The organism is Streptococcus suis, assembly GCF_016775005.1.
Lineage (GTDB): Bacteria > Bacillota > Bacilli > Lactobacillales > Streptococcaceae > Streptococcus > Streptococcus suivaginalis.
Genome location: NZ_JAEUXI010000004.1, coordinates 236859 through 257577, shown reverse-complemented (window position 1 = coordinate 257577; position 20719 = coordinate 236859). Strand labels below are relative to the sequence as shown.

The following is a 20719-nucleotide window of genomic DNA, read 5'->3' as shown; positions in this document are numbered from 1 at the left end:
ATCTAGGTTAGCCTAGATTTTTTTGAAAATTCCTTGTATAATAGTTGAAATTACAGTCAATACGGAGGAGATATGAGTAAATTTTGGAGATTGATTTATAGTCGGACGTTTATCGTACTGAGTTTAATTGTCTTGACAGTAGTAGCTATATTTTGGGCGGTGGGCTCACTGGCTGTATATGTTCCGGCTATGTTGACCGTATTGCAACTGTTTTCCATTATCGTAGCTATTTCCATTATCAATCGTCCCATGAACGCTAGTTTTAAGCTGACCTGGATTTTGTTTGTTATTGGCATTCCTATTTTTGGCGCCCTCTTTTACTTTATCCTGCAGTCCAATATCGAGACCCAGCGCTATCGAAAAACCTTTCAGCGCCAGGCAGAGATTTTGCGTCAGTATGGTAAGACCTCTGAAAAGGTGATGAAAGGTCTGGCAAAAGAAGACAGAGAGCAGCTGAAGTTGGCTCACTACATGAGTGAGTATGTCGGCTATCCTCTTCATACCAATACCGATGCGGTTTATTTCTCATCAGGAGAAGCCAAGTTTGAGGCCCTGTTGGAGGAGTTGAAAAAAGCAGAGCAGTATATCTTTATGGAGTATTTCATCGTGGATTTCGGCTATATGTGGGAATCGATTTTGGATATACTGAAGGAAAAAGCAGCCCAGGGTGTGGAAGTCCGGTTTATGTATGATGGAATGAATTCCCTCAGCACCTTGCCTTATACCTACTACAAGACCCTGGGTTCCTACGGTATTAAGACTCGAGTATTCTCACAGATTATTCCTGCCTTATCTACCGTTCAGAACAACCGTGACCACCGCAAAATTGCGGTCATTGATGGCAAGGTGGCCTTTACGGGTGGTGTCAATATTGCAGACGAATACATCAATAAGCGGGAGCGTTTTGGCTACTGGAAGGATGCGGCCATCATGATCAAGGGCGAGGCGGTATCCAACTTTACCCTTATGTTCTTGCAGATGTGGAACCACAATGAGAAAAAGCCAACTGACGACTTGAAATACTTGAAAGCGGCGCGTGAAGCTGAGGCAGAAGTCGTTGGTGGTGAAGGCTATTTCTTGGCCTATGGAGAAAGTCCATTTGATAATGATGAAGTTGCCAAGCGGGTCTATCTTGACATGATCCAGTCGGCGACAGACTACATCTATATCATGACCCCTTATTTGGTCTTGGATGACGAGATGATTGACAACCTGACTTATGCCGCTAAACGAGGCGTAAGGGTCAAACTGCTTTTGCCTCATATCTATGACAAGCAGTCAGCCTATCTGGCCGCTAGGACAGATTTTAGAACCTACCTGGAATCAGGAATTGAAATTTATGAATTTACGCCAGGATTTGTCCATTCTAAGGTTGTCTTGGTCGATGATAAGAAGGCAACTGTAGGCACCGTCAACATGGACTTCCGTTCCTTCTATCTCAACTTCGAATGCGGGCTCTATGTCTATAATCACAAGCAGGTCTTGGCAGATATTTTACAGGATTTCGAGGACTCCTTTACCCAATCTGAGCGAATTACTCTGGTTGGTTTTGAAAATACCTATCCTTGGTATAAACGTTTAGGAGGTGCCTTGATGAACATTATTTCACCACTTTTATAGACTGAAATGAGAGTAGACAACCTTTGAATATAGTGAAGAGTCAGGTAGAGTCCTGGCTCTCATTTTTTAGAGAAAAATGATATAATAGTAGCCTATGATTAAAGGAGAAAAAAGTGATTACATCAAACTATAACTGGGAGATTCTTCCAGGTTTTTCCGATAATGATTTTATCAAACTAGCAAAAAAAGAAGGATTAGATCCGCTTGCAGCTAAGCTCCTCTATGAGAGAGGTATCCAGACCAAGGAAGCCTTGACCAGATTTTTGCAACCGAGTTTAGAGGATTTGCATGATCCCTATCTCCTCCATGATATGGATAAGGCGGTGGAGCGGATTCGTCGGGCTATTGAGGACTATGAGCAAATCTTGATTTATGGGGACTACGATGCAGACGGCATGACCTCGGCATCAATCCTTAAGGAAACTTTGGAGGAATTGGGAGCAGAGGTTCGGGTCTATCTTCCCAATCGTTTTACGGATGGTTACGGCCCCAATCAGTCAGTCTATAAGTATTTCATTGAACAGGAAGGGATTTCCCTGATTGTTACTGTAGATAATGGTGTAGCAGGTCATGAGGCTATCGCCTATGCCCAAGAAATGGGTGTCGATGTCGTAGTGACAGACCACCATTCTTTACAGGAGACCTTGCCCAATGCCTATGCCATCGTTCACCCAGAACACCCAGCGGGCAACTATCCTTTCAAACATTTGGCGGGCTGTGGTGTGGCTTTTAAGCTAGCCTGTGCACTTCTTGAAACAATCCATGCAGACTTGCTGGATTTGGTTGCTATTGGTACCATTGCTGACATGGTCAGCTTGACTGATGAAAACCGAGTCATGGTCAAATATGGTTTATCACTTCTCAAGCAGACAGAACGAGCAGGTTTACAGGAGTTGATGCAGATTGCAGGGATTGAGCCCGCTAGTCTCGATGAAGAAACCGTTGGTTTTCAAATTGCTCCACGCCTGAATGCTCTTGGGCGTTTGGACGATCCCAATCCAGCCATTGATTTGCTGACAGGCTTTGACGAGGAAGAAGCTCATGAGATTGCCCTCATGATCGATGCTAAAAATACCGAACGTAAGGAAATTGTACAGGACATTTATAACCAAGCCAAGGAAATGATTGACCCCAATCAACCTGTTCAGGTTCTTGCCAAAGAGGGCTGGAATCCTGGTGTTCTGGGAATTGTTGCAGGTCGTCTCTTAGAAGAAGTACAACAACCTATTATTGTTTTGTCCATAGAAGATGGTCGTGCCAAAGGTTCTGCCCGTTCGGTTGAAGCAGTTGATATTTTCCAAGCTCTTAAGGAACATCAAGATCTCTTTATCGCCTTTGGCGGTCATGCTGGAGCAGCTGGAATGACCTTGGAAGTAGACAAGCTCGATGCCTTAGCTGAAATGCTTGCAGACTATATTCGGACCAATAACCTTGAAAATGCCAGCAAGTCTAGCTTGGTCTTAGACGAAGAATTGGACTTGGAAGAATTAACCTTGGATACGCTCAAGTCTTTTGACAAACTGGCGCCATATGGTATGGACAATAAAAAACCAGTTTTTTATGTGAAAGATGTGCAGGTTGAGTCTGCACGAACCATGGGTCAGGGGAATGCCCACCTCAAAGTCCGTCTGGTCAAGGGACAAGCAGCTTTTGATTTAGTAGCTTTCGGTCAAGGGAACAAAGCCTTGGAGTTTTCTCAAGCAAAGAATTTGGAGTTGGCAGTGACCCTGACGGTCAACCAGTGGAACGGCAATACCAGTCTTCAATTAATGCTGGTTGATGCTCGAGTAGAAGGTGTTCAGCTCTATAACATCCGCAGTAAGCAACAAGCCTTGCCGGATGGCGTTCCTGTTCTGGATATGACTGATTTAAGTCCTCTAGTTGGAGCCCAATCTCTAGTTCTAGCTCAGCTACCAGAAAATCTGTCTGACCTTAAATCCGTTTTCCAAGACCATGATTTTCAGGCCATCTATTTCAAAAATGAGATAAAGACGCCTTATTATCTAGATGGATACGGTAGCCGAGACCAGTTTGCTAAACTTTACAAGACCATTTATCAATTTAAAGAATTTGATGTCCGTTACAAGCTGGCAGAATTGGCAAACTACTTGAAAATCAAGCAACCGCTCTTGGTCAAAATGATTCAGATTTTCCAAGAACTTGGCTTTGTCACCATCACGGACGGTGTCATGACGGTCAATTCTGAGGCTGAAAAACGTGCCATTGCAGACAGTCAGATTTACCAAGAGTTGAAACAGCAGGTCATGGAACAAGAACTCATGGCCCTTGGAACGGTACAAGAAATCTATAATTGGCTGATGGAAAACTAGGAGAAGGATCTATGTCAAATTGGATCATATACCTTAGCTTGTTTGTCCTTTTGCTCTGGAGTGCCTACAAATTGACTGGCAGAGAACCAAGGGGAAAGCAACAGGAGGATGTGCAGTTTGAGAAAAGCGATGCCTTTTTGCAAGAATTGTCTCAGATGGGGTGGTCGCAAACTGCTCTAAGTAGGGTTAAGGGCCAAATAAACAGTGCAGAAGCAGGTCTGTTTGCTAGCTCTAGCTTTCACCGACTCTGCTTAGCCCAGTGGCAAGGGTCTAAGCAAGAAAAACAACAGCATCTGGCCTTCTTCCTTTCTTTTCTAGATTTTCCAAAGGAATGGAAGGGAAGTGCAGAAGAAGCGGCTACTTTGTTGGAAAAGATGTCGAAAGAAACTCCGCCTCACCATCCATTTTGGAAAGATTTTGCAGGTTTTGTTGCCGAATGCTTTTCAGATGAATCGCAGGAGGGACTGTGGAGAGACCTGCACCAACTTCGGTATTTAATTGCCAATCAGCAAGCTAACTGGGTGCGACAACACCATGGAAAAAATGGACAGTCCGACCGCGATGCTCTCATTTCTTATCTAAAAACTTTGAAAAAAAAGGTTTATCGCTTGGACGAATCTGCCCGCCTCCACAATAAAGTTTTCCTATCAGCAAATGGACATCAAGTCCGTCATTTTCCGCCAAACCTGAAGATTCTGGTCCATTTCCATTCCGAATTTATTCTGTCAGCGGAAGGGCAATTTCTACTGATTGGGGATGGTCAGTTTGATAAAAATGGAACGATAAATGGTGCTTCATTTAACTATGCCAGTCGCAACAACCGACTGCATTGGCTTTTGGATATCGCTCCTGTTAGAAAGATGGATCCAGTCTTTCGAAAAAAAATGATGAAGACCAAAGCAGGCCGCTACCTAGCCCCTAGCTTGTTCCCTAGGAAAAACCTGTCGCTTTCATTGAAAAACTGGGCTTTTCATTATAAAAACCCAAGGGGGGGAACAGCATTTGATGGTGTCAGCAAGTACAGTCAAGTCCAGCGAGAAATTAAAAAGCTGAAGAGAGAAGTGGAATCTGGTTGATAAGTGGGATTTTTGTCCCCAAAATAGGAATTTCATGCTATAATGAAGAGTAGAATAAAAAATAAAGAGAGAATAAAATGAAACTTGAAAATTACATTGCCTCCATTGAAAACTATCCCAAAGAAGGAATTACCTTCCGAGATATCAGCCCCTTAATGGCTGATGGCAATGCGTATAGTTATGCTATTCGTGAAATTGTCCAATATGCAACGGACAAGAAAATCGATATGATCGTTGGTCCTGAAGCGCGTGGATTCATCGTTGGATGTCCAGTGGCATTCGAATTGGGAATCGGCTTTGCCCCTGTTCGTAAACCAGGAAAATTGCCTCGCGAAGTGATTTCAGCAGACTACGAAAAAGAATATGGTGTTGATACCTTGACCATGCACTCTGATGCCATCAAACCAGGTCAACGTGTCTTGATTGTGGATGATTTGTTGGCTACTGGTGGAACTGTTAAAGCCACAATCGAAATGATTGAAAAATTGGGTGGCGTTGTTGCTGGTTGTGCTTTCTTGATTGAATTGGACGACTTAAAAGGCCGTGAAGCAATCGGAGACTACGATTACAAGGTTTTGATGCACTACTAATATAGCTTGAAACTATAACAATTCCTATTTTTATTCTAATTGAAAAGTATAGCTTCCTCTTTTATAATAGATAAAAAGAGATGGAGGTTGCTATGCCCATTAAGTTAGAGAAAAATTTGCCAGCGGTAGATATCTTACGGACAGAAAATATTTTCGTAATGGATCATCTCCGCGCAGGCAGTCAGGATATTCGGCCAATCAAAATTCTCATTCTGAATTTGATGCCTAATAAGATTGTGACGGAGACTCAGTTACTCCGTCTTTTAGCCAATACCCCCCTGCAGTTGGAAGTTGAGTTCCTCTATATGGCTAGTCATGAATCCAAAAATACCCATAGCGACCATCTGGATCAATTTTACAAAGATTTTTCTGAAGTTCGTGAGGAGTACTTTGATGGTTTGATTGTGACTGGCGCCCCTGTTGAGAATCTACCTTTTGAGGAGGTGGATTATTGGCCTGAATTACTAGAGGTCTTTAATTGGGCAAAGAGCCACGTTTATTCAACACTTCATATATGTTGGGGAGCGCAAGCTGGTCTCTATGCTCGTTATGGCGTTGCAAAACATGCCTTGAAGGAGAAACTCTCTGGAGTTTATTCTCAGCAAGTCTTGGCGACGCATTGTCCATTGATGAGAGGGTTTGATGACCAGTTTAAGGCGCCGCATTCACGTTATACGGAAGTTCGAAAGGAAGATATTCAATCGCTGGCGCATTTGAAAATCTTGTCTGCAGGTCCAGAAGTGGGACTGTCCATTCTAGCCAGTCATGATTTGCGCGAGGTTTATAGTTTTGGGCATTTAGAATATGACCGAGACACCTTGCAAAGAGAGTATCAGCGTGATTGTGCCGCAGGGAAATCTCCAAATCTACCTCATCAGTATTTTCCAGAAGATGATTTGAATCGTCTGCCTTGTTTAACATGGAATTTGGCAGCGGCGCAATTTTTCACCAACTGGATAAATTATGCTGTTTACCAAGAAACTCCGTTTGATTGGAGTCAATTCGATAGCACAGAAAGGGATTAAGAGGAAAATGTCCACTTTTCGTCATTTCAAAGAAGGTCACCTGGTTTTGCCAGCTGACCTCCTCTTTCGTTTTCAGGAAATTTTTGATTCTGCTCAAGAATTCCTCGTTTGGCAATTTTTCTATTTTCAAAATACCAGTTCGCTAGAGGCCATTGCACCTAGCGAAATCGCTCAGGCAACTGGGCAAGACCTGATGATCATTAATGACTTGATTGAAGGTCTTGTAGAAAAAGGCCTCTTGGAATTAAAAGAAATTAGCGTTGCTGGAGAAGTAGATATCTTGTTCAATGCCTTTCCACTCTTTGATCGCTTGGAAGATTTGCATCAGCCGCAAGCATGTCTGCCACTTGAGGAGACAGCTCCACCTTTGCTTGAGAATGATTTGTTGCAGCTGGTTTCTGATTTCGAGCGAGAATTGGGCAGAATGCTGTCTCCGTTTGAGTTAGAAGATTTGCAACAGTCCTTGGAGGAAGGTACAGCTGCTGACCTGATTCGAGCAGCACTTCGTGAAGCGGTTTTTAGTGGTAAGACAAACTGGCGTTATATTCAAGCTATTTTGCGCAACTGGCGTCGGGAAGGAATCACAACGGTCGCCCAAGTAGAAGCGAAAAATGCAGAGCGGGAACAAGTCAATCCCAAACAAGTAACAGCATCAGCTGAATTCTATGATGCAATGAATCTTTGGAAAGATTAATATGGAAACAAAATTATCAAGACGATTAGAGGCAGTAGCCTCCTATGTGCCTCAAGGGGCTCGATTAGCAGATGTAGGGAGTGACCACGCTTATCTCCCTCTTTTTTTGGTGGAACAGGGCAGGATTGATTTTGCGGTCGCAGGTGAGGTGGTCCAAGGACCTTACCAGTCAGCCCTACAAAATGTGGAGCAGGCTGGTCAGTCAGATAAGATTGCTGTTCGCCTGGGCAATGGTCTGGCGGCAGTTGAGCTAGATGACCAAGTAAGCACCATTACCATTGCAGGAATGGGTGGTCGTTTAATTGCCGAAATCTTGGAAGCTGGGAAAGACAAACTTGGTTCGGTTGAGCGATTGGTTTTACAGCCCAATAACCGAGAAGATGATGTCCGTCATTGGTTGGTTGAGCATGATTTTCAGTTGATTGCCGAGGAAATCTTGGAAGAAAATGACAAGATTTATGAAATCTTAGTGGCGGAGAAAGGGAGTACAGACTTGACAGCAGACCAGTTGCGGTTTGGTCCTTATTTGCTGGAAGAGCAGTCTGCAACCTTCCAGAAGAAGTGGCTCAAGGAGTTGGACAAGTTGACCTATGCCTTGGAACAAGTGCCCCTTGAACGCCAGGCTGACCGCTCTGTCATTTCTCAAAAAATACAACAAATTCAGGAGGTTCTTCATGTTAGCAAGTAAAGTAATCGAGCGGTATCAGGCTTTTTGTCCGCCAGCTTTAGCTATGGAGGGCGATGTCAAGGGTCTGCAAATCGGCACGCTTAAGAAGGATATCCGTCAGGTCATGGTGGCTCTGGACATTCGAGAAACGACGGTGGCAGAGGCCATTGACAAGCAGGTGGACCTGATTATTGTCAAGCATGCTCCGATTTTCCGTCCAATCAAGGATTTGGTGGCAGATAATCCACAAACTAAAATGTATCTTGATTTGATTAAGCACGATATTGCAGTCTATGTCAGTCATACAGATATTGATGTGGTTGAGGGTGGACTCAACGACTGGTTCTGCGACCTTTTGGGGATTCAGGATACTACCTACTTGATTGAAACTGCCGAAGGGCAGGGACTTGGTCGTGTGGGGACAATAGCAGAGCAGACCTTGGAGGAATTAGCCTTGAAAGTCAAGGAGGTCTTTGGTCTAGATGCTGTTCGTCTGGTGACCTATGGGCATCAAGCTCAGCAGTATGTCAGTCGTGTGGCGATTTGTGGCGGAAGTGGCGGTTCCTACTACCATGATGCTCTTGCCAAGGGGGCAGATGTTTACATCACGGGCGATATTTACTATCATACGGGTCAGGATATGCTGACACAAGGCTTGCTAGCGATTGATCCAGGCCATCATATCGAAGCCTTGTTTATCAAGAAAATTGCAGACTTACTGGAAACTTGGAAAGCAGAAGAGGGCTGGGATGTGGACATTCTTCCTTCAACTGTTTCGACCAATCCATTTAGACACCTATAAAAGTCACAAAATTGTGGCTTTTTCTTAGATTCTCTTGATTTTTTAAGATTGTTAGGGTATCCTAACAAAAGGAATATGTTTGATTAAAAATAGGATAGGATGATGACATGACGTGGTTTACAGAACAGTCTGTAGTTATACAGGCGCTAATAGGTGGTTTGTTTACATGGTTTTGTACGATTGTCGGTTCAGCGATAGTGTTTTTCTTTCGTACAGTTAGCCGGCGATTATTAGATACCATGCTTGGCTTTGCTGCAGGGGTCATGATTGCAGCTTCATTTTGGTCCTTGCTTGCTCCGTCCATCGAATATGCCGAAATAAGCTATGGAAAATGGTCTTGGGTTCCAGCTGCGGTTGGCTTTTTGGCGGGAGGTTTCTTTTTGCGCCTGGTTGATGCCCTCATTCCACACTTGCATTTGGGCAATGAAAGAGAAAAGGCAGAAGGTGGCGGTGAGAAGGACAGGAAGAATCTGTCTAAGACAGCTTTACTATTTTTAGCAATTACTATTCACAACATTCCAGAAGGATTGGCTGTTGGGGTGACCTTTGGTGCATTAGCAAGTAATTATACGGTTGCAGCTTTTATTGGTGCCGTAGGTCTGGCTTTAGGGATTGGATTGCAAAATATTCCAGAGGGGGCGGCGCTTTCGATCCCAATTCGTACTGATGGAAAGTCGCGAAAGGAAGCCTTTTTCTGGGGATCCATGTCAGCGATTGTTGAGCCAATTGCTGCTGTGATTGGTGCGCTTGCAGTGACTATGATGACTCCTATCTTACCCTATGCGCTTTCCTTTGCTGCTGGGGCAATGATTTTTGTTGTAGTAGAAGAGTTGATACCTGAATCACAAACAAATGGCAATACGGATATTGCTACACTTGGCTTGATGGCAGGTTTTGTCATTATGATGATTTTAGATGTCGCTTTAGGGTAAAAAGGAGAAGCTTGTAGGTATGCAGGCTTTTTCCATATGACATTTTCAGAAAAAATATGGTATAATGAACTGATATTAATTTAGGGAAGGTACTCTTATATGAAAGGTATTATTCTAGCTGGTGGGTCAGGTACACGCTTGTATCCTTTAACGCGTGCAGCTTCAAAACAGTTGATGCCAATTTACGATAAACCAATGATCTATTATCCATTGTCAACATTGATGTTGGCTGGAATCAAAGATATTTTGATTATTTCAACTCCGCAAGATCTTCCACGTTTTAAGGATATGTTGGGAGATGGTTCTGAACTTGGAATTTCACTTTCATATGCAGAACAACCAAGTCCAGATGGTTTGGCGCAAGCCTTCATCATCGGCGAAGAGTTTATCGGTACGGATAGTGTTGCTCTTATTTTAGGTGATAATATTTACCACGGAAATGGTTTGACCAAGATGTTGCAACGTGCAGCAAGCAAAGAAAAGGGCGCGACTGTCTTTGGTTACCAAGTAAAAGACCCAGAACGCTTTGGTGTTGTCGAGTTTGACGCAGATATGAATGCCATCTCTATCGAAGAAAAACCTGAAGAGCCAAAATCAAACTTTGCTGTTACTGGTCTCTACTTCTATGACAATGATGTTGTTGAGATTGCCAAAAATATCAAACCGTCACCTCGTGGCGAGTTGGAAATCACAGATGTCAACAAGGCTTACTTAGACCGTGGGGACTTGTCTGTGGAACTCATGGGCCGTGGATTTGCTTGGTTGGATACAGGTACGCATGAAAGCCTCTTGGAAGCTGCACAGTACATCGAAACGGTTCAACGTTTGCAAAACGTTCAAGTGGCTAACTTGGAAGAAATTGCCTACCGCATGGGTTACATTACAAAAGAACAAGTACATGAATTGGCACAGCCACTTAAGAAAAATGAATACGGACAATACTTGCTCCGTTTGATTGGAGAAGCCTAATGACAGAAAACTTTTTCGGTAAAACACTAGCTGCTCGTCCTGTTGAAGCCATTCCTGGAATGTTAGAATTCGACATTCCTGTTCATGGCGACAACCGTGGCTGGTTCAAGGAGAACTTCCAAAAGGAAAAAATGTTGCCTCTAGGCTTCCCTGAGAGCTTCTTTGCAGAAGGAAAATTGCAGAATAATGTTTCCTTCTCTCGCAAAAACGTTCTTCGTGGTCTTCACGCAGAGCCTTGGGATAAATACATTTCAGTGGCAGATGGCGGTAAGGTTTTGGGAACTTGGGTGGATCTTCGTGAAGGCGAAACCTTCGGTAATACCTATCAAACAGTTATCGATGCTTCAAAAGGTATCTTTGTCCCACGTGGCGTTGCCAACGGTTTCCAAGTTTTGTCAGATTTCGTGGCTTACAGCTACTTGGTCAACGACTACTGGGCTTTGGAACTCAAGCCTAAGTATGCCTTCGTCAACTACGCTGACCCTAGCCTCGACATCCAGTGGGAAAACCTAGAAGAAGCAGAAGTTTCAGAAGCAGATGAGAATCACCCACTCCTCAAGGACGTTAAGCCTTTGAGAAAAGAGGACCTCTAATGTTTCAAGCCTTTTTGGAAATAGCAGAGCAGTTAAACAAGTTAGGAATCACTCCCTTGTTAATGGGCTCAGTTGGTTTGGAAAGGCGAACAGGTAGGGACTGGCAGGCAGGAGATTTAGATATTCATGTTCCAAGTGATCCACGTGGCTGGGAAGCCCCAGACGACGAACGGATTTACCGTGCAGATGAGGTGATTGCCATGATGAACCAACTAGGATATGTTCTGGTTGACCGTCATGAACATGAATTTCATAAAGACGGCCTATCTGTTGAATTCGGAGGGCTGCATTCGCTGCCTGAATTTGCTGGTGTAGAGCTAGAAGATTTGGAAGAACTAGAAACAGCTGGTGTTCGCTATTACCTACCGACGCTTGAACAATACCTAAAAATCTACCAATCCTCTTCAAAAGATTCCTACCGAGCAGAAAACAATAATCAAAAAGACTTTGCCAAGATTGCTTACTTGGAAGAGTTATTGAAGTAAAAAAAGCGAGCAGTTCTGTGTGTCATCGCCGTAGTGAGATGCACCTTTGCTTTGCTAAGGAGCGGGGGAAACCATGAGACCTTAGGCTCATGGTTTAGTAATGAAACACCTTGGTGGTTGCTTACGTCCCCACTACCTAAGATGACACACAAAAAAGAAAAAACTTTTCGGAGAAAAAAATGTCTCAATTTAAAAATATTATCGTAACTGGTGGAGCTGGTTTCATCGGTTCAAACTTTGTACACTATGTTTATAACAATCATCCAGACGTTCACGTAACTGTTTTGGATAAACTTACTTATGCTGGTAACAAGGCTAACTTGGAAGCTATTCTTGGTGACCGTGTTGAGCTGGTTGTTGGTGATATTGCAGATGCTGAATTGGTTGACAAACTGGCTGCTAAAGCAGATGCCATCGTTCACTATGCGGCAGAAAGCCACAACGACAACTCCCTCAACGATCCAAGCCCATTCATCCATACCAACTTTATCGGTACTTACACTCTTCTTGAAGCGGCTCGTAAATACGATATTCGTTTCCACCATGTATCAACTGACGAAGTATATGGCGACCTTCCTTTGCGTGAAGATTTGCCAGGTCATGGTGAGGGTCCAGGTGAGAAATTCACTGCAGAAACCAACTACAACCCGTCATCACCATACTCATCAACCAAGGCTGCATCAGACTTGATTGTGAAAGCATGGGTGCGTTCATTTGGTGTTAAAGCGACTATTTCAAACTGTTCAAACAACTACGGTCCATACCAACACATCGAGAAATTTATCCCACGCCAAATCACCAACATCTTGGCAGGTATCAAGCCAAAACTGTACGGTGAAGGTAAAAATGTCCGTGACTGGATTCATACCAACGACCACTCGACTGGTGTTTGGGCAATCTTGACAAAAGGCCGTATGGGAGAAACTTACCTAATCGGTGCTGACGGTGAGAAGAACAATAAAGAAGTGCTTGAATTGATTCTTGAAAAAATGGGTCAACCAAAAGATGCTTACGATCACGTGACTGACCGTGCAGGACACGATTTGCGCTATGCTATTGACGCAAGCAAACTTCGTGATGAGCTTGGTTGGACACCACAATTCACAGACTTCTCTCAAGGTTTGGAAGAAACAATCCAGTGGTACACAGACAACCAAGATTGGTGGAAGGCTGAAAAAGAAGCAGTTGAAGCCAACTATGCTAAGACACAGGAAGTTATTAAATAAGACAATCACAGGCTGGGGCTCTTGCCCAAGCCTTTCTTGAAATAAGGAGCAAATATGATTTTAATTACAGGTGCAAATGGTCAGTTGGGTACAGAATTGCGTTATCTCTTGGATGAGCGTGGTGTTGAGTACGTTGCTGCTGACGTAGCAGAAATGGATATCACGGATGCAGACAAGGTAGATGCCTTCTTTGCCGAAGTCAAGCCAAGCGTTGTTTACCACTGTGCAGCCTACACAGCTGTTGATATGGCAGAAGATGAAGGTAAAGAACTCAACTACAAGATTAACGTAACAGGCTCTGAAAATGTTGCCAAGGCAGCTGCTAAATACGGTGCAACCCTTGTCTATATCTCAACGGACTATGTCTTCAATGGTGAGTTGCCAGTCGGTCAAGAATGGCAAGTAGATGACCAACCAGATCCGCAATCTGAATACGGTCGTACCAAGCGCTTGGGTGAGGAAGCAGTTGAGAAGTTTGCAGACAAGTTCTACACTGTTCGTACGGCTTGGGTCTTTGGTAACTACGGTAAAAACTTTGTTTTCACCATGCAAAACCTTGCGGAAACTCGGGATACCTTGACAGTTGTTAACGACCAACACGGTCGTCCAACCTGGACACGCACACTTGCGGAATTCATGGTACACTTGGTGGACACCAAGCAAGCATTTGGTTACTACCATTTGTCAAACGATGCAGCAGAAGATACAACTTGGTTTGACTTTGCTACGGAAATCCTCAAGGATACCAACACCAAGGTATTGCCAGTGGATTCTAGCCAGTTCCCAGCCAAGGCAAAACGTCCCTTCAACTCAACCATGAGTTTGGACAAGGCAAAAGCCACAGGCTTTGTCATCCCAACTTGGCAAGAAGCTCTTGAAGCTTTTTATAACCAAACTAAAAAATAAGGCAAGCGAGCATGGACTCGCTTTTTTCATGAAATCCAGTCGAAAATATGGTATAATTATCTGATTACAATTTTTAAGCGAAGGTAGTATGAAACATATTTTTATCATTGGAAGTCGAGGACTTCCGGCTAAATACGGTGGTTTTGAGACTTTCGTTGAACAGCTAGTGACCCATCAACAAGATTCGACCATTCAATACCATGTGGCTTGTCTCTCAGACACTGATCATCAGACACATTTTGATTTTAAAGGGGTTGATTGTTTTACAATTAATCCACCTAAACTCGGTCCAGCTCGTGTAATCGCTTATGATATGCAGGCTATCCGCTATGCAATTTCCATTGTTAAAAAACAGGCAATCGATTCTCCTGTTTTCTACATTTTGGGAAATACCATAGGTGGCTTCATCGTTCCCTTTGCTCATATGATTCACTCTGTTGGCGGGAAACTCCTTGTAAACCCTGATGGATTGGAGTGGAAACGTGCTAAATGGCCCAAACCAGTTCAGGCCTACCTGAAATTTTCTGAGAAAATGATGGCACAAATGGCTGACTTGATTGTTGCTGATAACCAGGGCATTGAAGACTATTTGCACCAGGCCTATCCAGGTGTCAAGACCCAGTTCATCGCCTATGGTACCGATCAAACGCCCTCCCAACTCACCTCGGATTCATCTCAAGTTCGAGAATTGTTTGAACAGTGGGATTTGAAGGAAGGTCAGTATTTCTTAGTGGTCGGTCGATTTGTACCTGAAAATAACTATGAGTGGATTCTTAAGGAGTTTTTACAATCTCAGACACAGATGGATTTAGTGATTGTCTGCAACTACCAAGGATCTGCATATTTCGAAAAGCTAGATGAGAAGACAGGATTCTCAAAAGACAAACGAGTGAAGTTTATTGGTACTATCTATCAGCAAGATCTCTTGAAGTACCTTCGCCAGGCATGTCGTGCCTACATACATGGTCACGAGGTCGGAGGAACTAATCCAGGCTTGCTAGAGGCCCTTGGTCATACCGATGAAAACTTGGTATTAGGTGTTGATTTTAATAAAAAAGTCGCCTTAGATACGGTTTACTACTGGGATAAAACCCCATATGAGCTAACAAAATTGATTGACCATATGACTGAATCTAGTGCGCAAAAAGACCAAGGCATTGCTGCCAAAAACTTGATGGCAGAACGATATACTTGGGATACAATTGTGGAACAATACGAGGCTTTATTTCAAGAATGAAAGTAAATATTCTCATGTCCACCTATAATGGTGAACGATTTTTAGCAGAGCAGATTGAGTCTATTCAGGCCCAGACATTTCAAGAATGGAACTTATTGATTCGTGATGATGGTTCAACAGATAAAACCTGTGATATCATTTCATCTTTTTGCGAACAAGATTCTCGCATTCGATTTATCAATAAGGATGTCAAACAAAATCTCGGAGTCATCGCTAGTTTTCACGCAGTTTTGACAGAAGAAGCTGCTGATTATTATTTTTTATGCGACCAGGATGATGTGTGGTTGCCAGATAAGATACAAGTTTGTCTAGACGAGGCTGTAAAACATCCTCAGGATCTACCTGTGATGGTTTATATGGATCTCAAAGTGGTTGACGAAAACCTGAGAGTTTTAAACGAAAGCATGATTCGAAGCCAGTCCCACCATGCCAACACGCAACTGGTCCAAGAATTGACAGAAAATACCGTAACAGGTGGCGTTGCCATGTTCAATCATGCTCTAGCACAACTCTGGCAAGGTGACGAAACGATCATCATGCATGATTGGTACCTAGCCCTCCTTGCCAGCGCCCTCGGTAAACTCATCTATATCGACCAACCTGGCGAACTCTACCGTCAACACGGTAATAATGTATTAGGGGCTAGAACGTTGGGGAAGCGATTTAAAATTTTTAGATTAGGTCCAAGATATATATTTACTCGCTATTGGAAATTAATTCACGATACTCAAAAGCAAGCAAATTATCTTCTTAAATTTTCAGCTCTTCCAAAAGATGATCGTGAAATGATTGAAAATTTTAGTGATATCGATAAGCAAAGTTTTATAGGACGCTTATCAAGGATTTTGAAATACAAGTATTCTAAAAATCAATGGAAACATATTTTTGTTTTTAGATTTTTGTTACTGACAAATATTTATAACGAAAGAAACAAATGAAAAAAGTTCTAATTATCATTCCAGCTTACAATGAAGAAGGAAGCATCTTAAGAACCGTTCAGTCTATTGAAAGTTTTAAAAAGCGAAATCATCTAGCCTTTCAAATAGACTACTTGGTTATCAATGATGGATCAAAGGATAAGACATCTCAAATTTTAGATGAATATAATTTAAATCATGTGGATTTGGTTCGAAATCTAGGAATTGGCGGAGCTGTACAAACTGGTTATATCTATGCTGAGCGCAACAACTACGATGCTGCAGTTCAGTTTGATGGTGACGGACAGCACGATATTGCAAGTATTGTAAATCTAGTTACTCCTGTCCTAGATGGCAGTTGTGATTTTGTTATTGGTTCTCGTTTTGTGGACAAATCCAAAGAAAATTTTCAGTCAACAGTTATGCGTCGTATGGGGATTAATCTGATTTCCAACTTGATTAAGTTGACAACACATAAGCGAATCTATGATACCACTAGCGGTTATCGTGTGGCCAATAAAGAAATTGTTTCTTACTTTGCTAAACGTTATCCAGTTGCTTATCCTGAGCCTGAGACGATTGTTCGAATTCTAAAAAAAGGCTATAGTGTTGAAGAAATTCCTGCCAACATGTTTGAACGAACAGAAGGAGTCTCTAGCATTAGCGCCTTAAAATCTATTACCTATATGGTTGATGTACTGTTATCAATCATCATGGCAGCTTATATGAAGGAGAATTAACATGAGTTTACTGTTACAAGTAGAGATGATTGTTCTAGCGGTATTGCTGATGTTTTTCATTGTCCGAATGGTCAATCGCCATTCCTTTTCAGTAAAAAAAGCGTTACCGTGGCTCTTGATTGGTCTGATACTCATCTTTATCAGTATTTTTCCGACAAGTGTTGCCTACGTTGCTCACAAAATAGGCTTTGGATTTACAATTAATTTTTTGCTCTTCTCTGCATTAGTTTTTCTATTTTTCTTAGAAATTAGTGATACGACTCATTCTGCTCAGCGGGAACAAGAAATTAAAACCTTAATACAGGAAGTTTCCCTCCTCAAAAAAGAATTACATGAACGAGACAAAGATGGTAAATAAGAAAAAAATGGCGTTTATCGCTCTAATTTTGGGATTGTTTTTACCAATGCCAGCAGCACAGGCCAAAGTACAAAATCAAACTTCACAAGTTAGTGCCTATTACTATTATAATAACAATCCTATTTATAGTATTCAAATTCAGGCGACGAATTATCAAATTGCCTTTGAAAAAATTCAATCTGGTACGTTTGAGAATAATGAACTTGACCACTATACTGTAGACGATTTCAAAAAACTTTATGAAGTTAATGGGAAGATAATTCGATTATCAGACACACTTGTGTTTGGAGAGGGAGTTGAACTCACCGAAGAGGATAGTAAGGCTGTGTTGGAAGTTTTGTATAGAGACAACCGGCCCTTTCTAAATGTACTTAACGAGTTTCAAATGCAAGTTCCTCTTCATATTTCAGAAAATGCTCGATACCGGTTTACTTCAGAGGAGGGGCTATCTATTGCAGAACTTAAACAAGGATGGACGATTTTCCAAAACTCAAATGATAATAGCTTTGAAGTAATCAAACTTGATGATAAAGAAGAGACAGTACATTTAGGGAATACGCTCATTGACCAAGGGAATATCACTGTAGATGCAACTGAAATTGATGGATATCATACAGCTGATATTGGGGAAAGCGTGACTTATAAAATTCCGTTAGAAAGTATTTCCTCTCTTGAACTCGAAGTATCTCCAAATTTTATTATTGATGAGATCAATGCACCATTTATTGAAGAAGTTCATTTTGTACGTGAAAAAAAGGGGCAGGATGGGACATTGGTGAATATTGAGCCTTTACCTGAAAATGTAAGCTTAGATGGTGAGATTTTTAAACTTTCAAAACGATACATTGAGACTGATGAACAAGAATTTGAAACTGCCTTATCTAAGTTACAATCGATAAAAAAAATAAAGGTTGATATTAATAGCAGATCTGATGAATTTATAACAGTTACAGGACATGTTGTATCTACAGCTTCGTATCTTATTGATATTTATCAATCCGATACAGAGGAAGAAAAAAGGTTTACTAAGAATTTAGTTGTTGAAAATCAAAATAATCGTCAAGGTATTTATGTCATAGCGGATGGAAAATATCTGTTGACTCCACAAGTTTATAGTAACAACGTTAACTTTGTTATGACAGATGGGAACAGTCACCAGCTGTTGACGGGCGCAGAGTATATTCTTGGACGCTTTGATAAATCAGGTCAAGTATATATTTTGAATTACAATTCTGAAAAACAGATAATCTGGGAGAAATCAGGACTTGAAAAAGAGAGGTTAGTAGAGGCTGAGTCGAATTTTACTATTTCAGGTAATCAAGTTATTTACTTGGATGGCTACAAGTCTGCTCTGCCATTTAACGAAAAAATCTGGGCATATGATGAAAGTAATCAAACAAAGAGTAATGAGGCCTTATTCAAATTGCGAGGTCTATCTAGTGAATACACCTATTTTTTAAAGCAAGCCAAAGTACCTGAGGGATATGCTACGGCCACTGATGTTCAATTATTTAAAGTAGCTAAGGATAGTGAATCAAAAGCACAGTTTGGAGATTATCAGGTTAATGGATTTATCCTTGATTTAGATTATGGAAAAATGGAGTATAATGCATTACAGATTCTCAAGGAAGGTCAGAATGCAACTTTGCTACCCAACCCATACTGGATGGCATTGATTTTTATAGTGGTAACAATTTTGGTGGTAGCTGTTATTGCCTACCTTGTGATTAGGAAAGGATAGAAAATGATTCGTGTAACCATTGCCATGTCAACTTACAATGGTCAAGAATTTTTGAAAGAACAGCTAGATAGTATTGTCCAGCAAACGATTCTAGACAATCCAGAAGTATCTGTTACTTTTCTCGTTCGAGATGATGGGTCAAGTGATAATACGTTGGCAATTTTGAACGAATATGCTGGTAAGCATCCAAGACTATTATGGAATATTATTTCTGGTAAGAATATAGGCTGGAAAAAATCCTTTATAGCTCTAATGGAGGCTGTTTCAAGTGACTTTGTATTTCTATGTGATCAGGATGATATTTGGAACTTGAATAAGTGTCAAGTCATGCTAGATACCATGCAAAGTAATCCTCAAATCGAGGTGCTTATGCATCGCATCGAATATTATTACACTTCAGATGTCGGTGTTAAAAAGATTTTGAACGATTCTTATGAAAAATTAGGAATTTCTAAGAATGATGGTGAGATTGAAAAGGTTCCTCAGGCAGCTCATTTTTCACATCATCCTTTTCTAGGGTGTTGCTTCTTGTTTACGGATACCATTCGTCAAGAATTTTTAAAAGTGCAGTCTCATCGAGATAATTCGATTGCGCATGATGTGGGCTTGTTTATTTTAGGATCTGCTCGTAATAGTACTTACTATCTTAATAGACAATTAATTAAATATCGTCAACATTCAAGTAATGCTACAAGTGTTCAAAAGACTCCAAGTATTATTCAACAAGCAAAAAATCAGAAAAAAACAACAAAGATTTTTTATGAAAACCTAATGACAGTCCTAACTAGTATTCAAGAACTCACATCTAATTCTAGTATCAAAACAGATGCAAGACAGATGTACTTAAGGATTGAGAAAGAGTACAAAGCTCTTATCCATCGTAGAGGTCTGCACTTTACAAAACTAAAAAGAGGAGAATTCGGATTTAATAAGTTGATGTTGATTGACATTCTTGTCGCTCTAATCTAGTCTATCCGAAAATAAATTCATGCGTCAAATAAGTCAAGCAGAAATGCGTCAGATTCAACTCGATATGCTATCATACATTGATCTGGTTGCTAGGGACAACCAGATAGAATATTCTCTTGGTGGGGGGAGTCTTCTTGGAGCTATGCGTCACAAAGGTTTTATTCCTTGGGATGATGATATTGATTTAATGCTGGAACGTAGTCACTATGAACGGCTAATGAAGGTTCTCGCTGAAGATAATAATCCTGATTTTAAATTGCTACACCATTCGACAGAGCGTAATCTCTGGCCTTTTGCAAAGCTTTATCATAGCAAGTCTTGTTATATTAGTAAGACTGACCGTATTCACCCATGGACAGGATTATTTATTGATATCTTCCCAATTGATAAATTGCCAGATAGTCAAGAAGAACGCAACCGCTTTTTCAAAAAAGTAAGGTCAGCAGCAGAGAATCTTAAGTGTACGACCTTTCCCAATTTTGCTAGCGGTTCAAACTATCTTTTCGCTTTTGCTCGCCTGATTTTAGGTATGCCTCGTTTTGCTCTTTATCACGGTAAAGCTAAGCAAAAAGCAGAGCAAGTGGATAAAGTGATGTCAACTTATAATGCAACAAGCGCAAAATACAGAGGGTACACAGATTCACGCTATCGATTGAAAGAATGTTTCCCAGCTGAAATCTTTGATACATATGAAGATATCATTTTTGAGTATCTGACTGTTCGTAAAATAAAAAATGAAAAAGTGTACCTCAATCAGCTCTATGGAGCTTCCTACATGGAATTGCCGCCAGAGAATAAACGTGAAAGTCACGATTATTATACATGGTATTGGAAGGAGTAGT

The 20719-nt window shown here is 41.5% G+C and carries 21 protein-coding genes; all 21 read left to right on the top strand.

Annotated features, from left to right (window positions below; all coding sequences use genetic code 11):
• Positions 1 to 72: 72 nt before the first annotated feature.
• The 21 genes from cls (at position 73) to JNG37_RS06180 (ending at position 20718) form a co-directional block, all read left to right on the top strand.
• Entirely contained in the window at positions 73 to 1620 is a 1548-nt protein-coding gene (cls, locus tag JNG37_RS06280) for a cardiolipin synthase (protein WP_158455279.1), read from the top strand.
• Positions 1621 to 1733: 113 nt separating this feature from the next.
• Positions 1734 to 3950, top strand: a complete 2217-nt coding sequence (gene recJ, locus JNG37_RS06275; RefSeq protein WP_158455277.1) for a single-stranded-DNA-specific exonuclease RecJ — start codon at positions 1734 to 1736, stop codon at positions 3948 to 3950.
• An 11-nt stretch (positions 3951 to 3961) separates the two neighbouring features.
• On the top strand, positions 3962 to 5026 hold the full coding sequence (locus JNG37_RS06270) for a DUF3114 domain-containing protein (RefSeq protein ID WP_158455275.1): 1065 nt from the start codon (positions 3962 to 3964) through the stop codon (positions 5024 to 5026).
• A gap of 77 nt (positions 5027 to 5103) precedes the next feature.
• On the top strand, positions 5104 to 5616 hold the full coding sequence (locus JNG37_RS06265) for an adenine phosphoribosyltransferase (RefSeq protein ID WP_158455273.1): 513 nt from the start codon (positions 5104 to 5106) through the stop codon (positions 5614 to 5616).
• Positions 5617 to 5708: 92 nt separating this feature from the next.
• Positions 5709 to 6641, top strand: coding sequence for a homoserine O-acetyltransferase MetA (metA, locus tag JNG37_RS06260; RefSeq protein WP_158455271.1), 933 nt, complete (start codon positions 5709 to 5711; stop codon positions 6639 to 6641).
• 7 nt (positions 6642 to 6648) lie between these two features.
• Positions 6649 to 7335 carry a DnaD domain-containing protein gene (locus JNG37_RS06255; protein ID WP_158455269.1) on the top strand — a complete coding sequence of 229 codons (687 nt, stop codon included), beginning with the start codon at positions 6649 to 6651 and terminating at the stop codon, positions 7333 to 7335.
• Between the two features lies 1 nt (position 7336).
• Positions 7337 to 8023, top strand: a complete 687-nt coding sequence (locus JNG37_RS06250; protein WP_158455267.1) for a tRNA (adenine(22)-N(1))-methyltransferase — start codon at positions 7337 to 7339, stop codon at positions 8021 to 8023.
• Complete coding sequence (locus JNG37_RS06245) at positions 8010 to 8804, top strand: Nif3-like dinuclear metal center hexameric protein (protein WP_158455265.1); 795 nt, start codon at positions 8010 to 8012, stop codon at positions 8802 to 8804. The genes JNG37_RS06250 and JNG37_RS06245 overlap by 14 nt, the downstream gene beginning before the upstream one ends.
• A 107-nt stretch (positions 8805 to 8911) precedes the next feature.
• Entirely contained in the window at positions 8912 to 9736 is an 825-nt protein-coding gene (locus JNG37_RS06240; RefSeq protein WP_158455263.1) for a ZIP family metal transporter, read from the top strand.
• 99 nt (positions 9737 to 9835) lie between these two features.
• Complete coding sequence (gene rfbA / locus JNG37_RS06235; protein WP_158455261.1) at positions 9836 to 10705, top strand: glucose-1-phosphate thymidylyltransferase RfbA; 870 nt, start codon at positions 9836 to 9838, stop codon at positions 10703 to 10705.
• A complete protein-coding gene (locus JNG37_RS06230) occupies positions 10705 to 11298 on the top strand; it encodes a dTDP-4-dehydrorhamnose 3,5-epimerase family protein (protein ID WP_014637724.1) in 594 nt (197 codons plus the stop codon). The genes rfbA and JNG37_RS06230 overlap by 1 nt, the downstream gene beginning before the upstream one ends.
• Positions 11298 to 11783: a phosphoribosylanthranilate isomerase gene (locus JNG37_RS06225; RefSeq protein ID WP_158455259.1), complete on the top strand. Its 486-nt coding sequence runs from the start codon at positions 11298 to 11300 to the stop codon at positions 11781 to 11783. Before JNG37_RS06230 ends, JNG37_RS06225 begins: the two co-directional genes overlap by 1 nt.
• Before the next feature lie 179 nt (positions 11784 to 11962).
• Positions 11963 to 13009 (top strand): dTDP-glucose 4,6-dehydratase, encoded by a 1047-nt coding sequence (rfbB, locus tag JNG37_RS06220; protein ID WP_002937117.1) that lies wholly within the window; start codon positions 11963 to 11965, stop codon positions 13007 to 13009.
• Between the two features lie 54 nt (positions 13010 to 13063).
• Entirely contained in the window at positions 13064 to 13915 is an 852-nt protein-coding gene (rfbD, locus tag JNG37_RS06215) for a dTDP-4-dehydrorhamnose reductase (RefSeq protein ID WP_158455257.1), read from the top strand.
• A gap of 88 nt (positions 13916 to 14003) precedes the next feature.
• Positions 14004 to 15152: a beta 1-4 rhamnosyltransferase Cps2T gene (cps2T, locus tag JNG37_RS06210; RefSeq protein WP_158455255.1), complete on the top strand. Its 1149-nt coding sequence runs from the start codon at positions 14004 to 14006 to the stop codon at positions 15150 to 15152.
• Complete coding sequence (locus tag JNG37_RS06205; protein ID WP_158455253.1) at positions 15149 to 16090, top strand: glycosyltransferase family 2 protein; 942 nt, start codon at positions 15149 to 15151, stop codon at positions 16088 to 16090. The genes cps2T and JNG37_RS06205 overlap by 4 nt, the downstream gene beginning before the upstream one ends.
• Positions 16087 to 16809 (top strand): glycosyltransferase family 2 protein, encoded by a 723-nt coding sequence (locus JNG37_RS06200; RefSeq protein WP_158455251.1) that lies wholly within the window; start codon positions 16087 to 16089, stop codon positions 16807 to 16809. The genes JNG37_RS06205 and JNG37_RS06200 overlap by 4 nt, the downstream gene beginning before the upstream one ends.
• A 1-nt stretch (position 16810) precedes the next feature.
• Complete coding sequence (locus tag JNG37_RS06195; RefSeq protein WP_158455249.1) at positions 16811 to 17167, top strand: DUF2304 domain-containing protein; 357 nt, start codon at positions 16811 to 16813, stop codon at positions 17165 to 17167.
• The gene (locus JNG37_RS06190; protein WP_158455247.1) at positions 17157 to 18908 is read left to right on the top strand and encodes a hypothetical protein; all 1752 of its coding nucleotides are present in this window, start codon (positions 17157 to 17159) and stop codon (positions 18906 to 18908) included. Before JNG37_RS06195 ends, JNG37_RS06190 begins: the two co-directional genes overlap by 11 nt.
• Positions 18909 to 18911: 3 nt before the next feature.
• Positions 18912 to 19877, top strand: a complete 966-nt coding sequence (locus JNG37_RS06185) for a glycosyltransferase (protein ID WP_158455245.1) — start codon at positions 18912 to 18914, stop codon at positions 19875 to 19877.
• Between the two features lie 19 nt (positions 19878 to 19896).
• On the top strand, positions 19897 to 20718 hold the full coding sequence (locus JNG37_RS06180; RefSeq protein ID WP_158455243.1) for a LicD family protein: 822 nt from the start codon (positions 19897 to 19899) through the stop codon (positions 20716 to 20718).
• Position 20719 lies beyond the last annotated feature (1 nt).

Bases quoted from the DNA above. Each gene is read 5' to 3' on its own strand.
- cls (WP_158455279.1), top strand. From the start codon at position 73: ATGAGTAAATTTTGGAGATTGATTTATAGTCGGACGTTTATCGTACTG.
- JNG37_RS06270 (WP_158455275.1), top strand. From the start codon at position 3,962: ATGTCAAATTGGATCATATACCTTAGCTTGTTTGTCCTTTTGCTCTGG.
- JNG37_RS06265 (WP_158455273.1), top strand. From the start codon at position 5,104: ATGAAACTTGAAAATTACATTGCCTCCATTGAAAACTATCCCAAAGAA.
- metA (WP_158455271.1), top strand. From the start codon at position 5,709: ATGCCCATTAAGTTAGAGAAAAATTTGCCAGCGGTAGATATCTTACGG.
- JNG37_RS06255 (WP_158455269.1), top strand. From the start codon at position 6,649: ATGTCCACTTTTCGTCATTTCAAAGAAGGTCACCTGGTTTTGCCAGCT.
- JNG37_RS06250 (WP_158455267.1), top strand. From the start codon at position 7,337: ATGGAAACAAAATTATCAAGACGATTAGAGGCAGTAGCCTCCTATGTG.
- JNG37_RS06245 (WP_158455265.1), top strand. From the start codon at position 8,010: ATGTTAGCAAGTAAAGTAATCGAGCGGTATCAGGCTTTTTGTCCGCCA.
- JNG37_RS06240 (WP_158455263.1), top strand. From the start codon at position 8,912: ATGACGTGGTTTACAGAACAGTCTGTAGTTATACAGGCGCTAATAGGT.
- rfbA (WP_158455261.1), top strand. From the start codon at position 9,836: ATGAAAGGTATTATTCTAGCTGGTGGGTCAGGTACACGCTTGTATCCT.
- JNG37_RS06230 (WP_014637724.1), top strand. From the start codon at position 10,705: ATGACAGAAAACTTTTTCGGTAAAACACTAGCTGCTCGTCCTGTTGAA.
- JNG37_RS06225 (WP_158455259.1), top strand. From the start codon at position 11,298: ATGTTTCAAGCCTTTTTGGAAATAGCAGAGCAGTTAAACAAGTTAGGA.
- rfbB (WP_002937117.1), top strand. From the start codon at position 11,963: ATGTCTCAATTTAAAAATATTATCGTAACTGGTGGAGCTGGTTTCATC.
- rfbD (WP_158455257.1), top strand. From the start codon at position 13,064: ATGATTTTAATTACAGGTGCAAATGGTCAGTTGGGTACAGAATTGCGT.
- cps2T (WP_158455255.1), top strand. From the start codon at position 14,004: ATGAAACATATTTTTATCATTGGAAGTCGAGGACTTCCGGCTAAATAC.
- JNG37_RS06205 (WP_158455253.1), top strand. From the start codon at position 15,149: ATGAAAGTAAATATTCTCATGTCCACCTATAATGGTGAACGATTTTTA.
- JNG37_RS06200 (WP_158455251.1), top strand. From the start codon at position 16,087: ATGAAAAAAGTTCTAATTATCATTCCAGCTTACAATGAAGAAGGAAGC.
- JNG37_RS06195 (WP_158455249.1), top strand. From the start codon at position 16,811: ATGAGTTTACTGTTACAAGTAGAGATGATTGTTCTAGCGGTATTGCTG.
- JNG37_RS06190 (WP_158455247.1), top strand. From the start codon at position 17,157: ATGGTAAATAAGAAAAAAATGGCGTTTATCGCTCTAATTTTGGGATTG.
- JNG37_RS06185 (WP_158455245.1), top strand. From the start codon at position 18,912: ATGATTCGTGTAACCATTGCCATGTCAACTTACAATGGTCAAGAATTT.
- JNG37_RS06180 (WP_158455243.1), top strand. From the start codon at position 19,897: ATGCGTCAAATAAGTCAAGCAGAAATGCGTCAGATTCAACTCGATATG.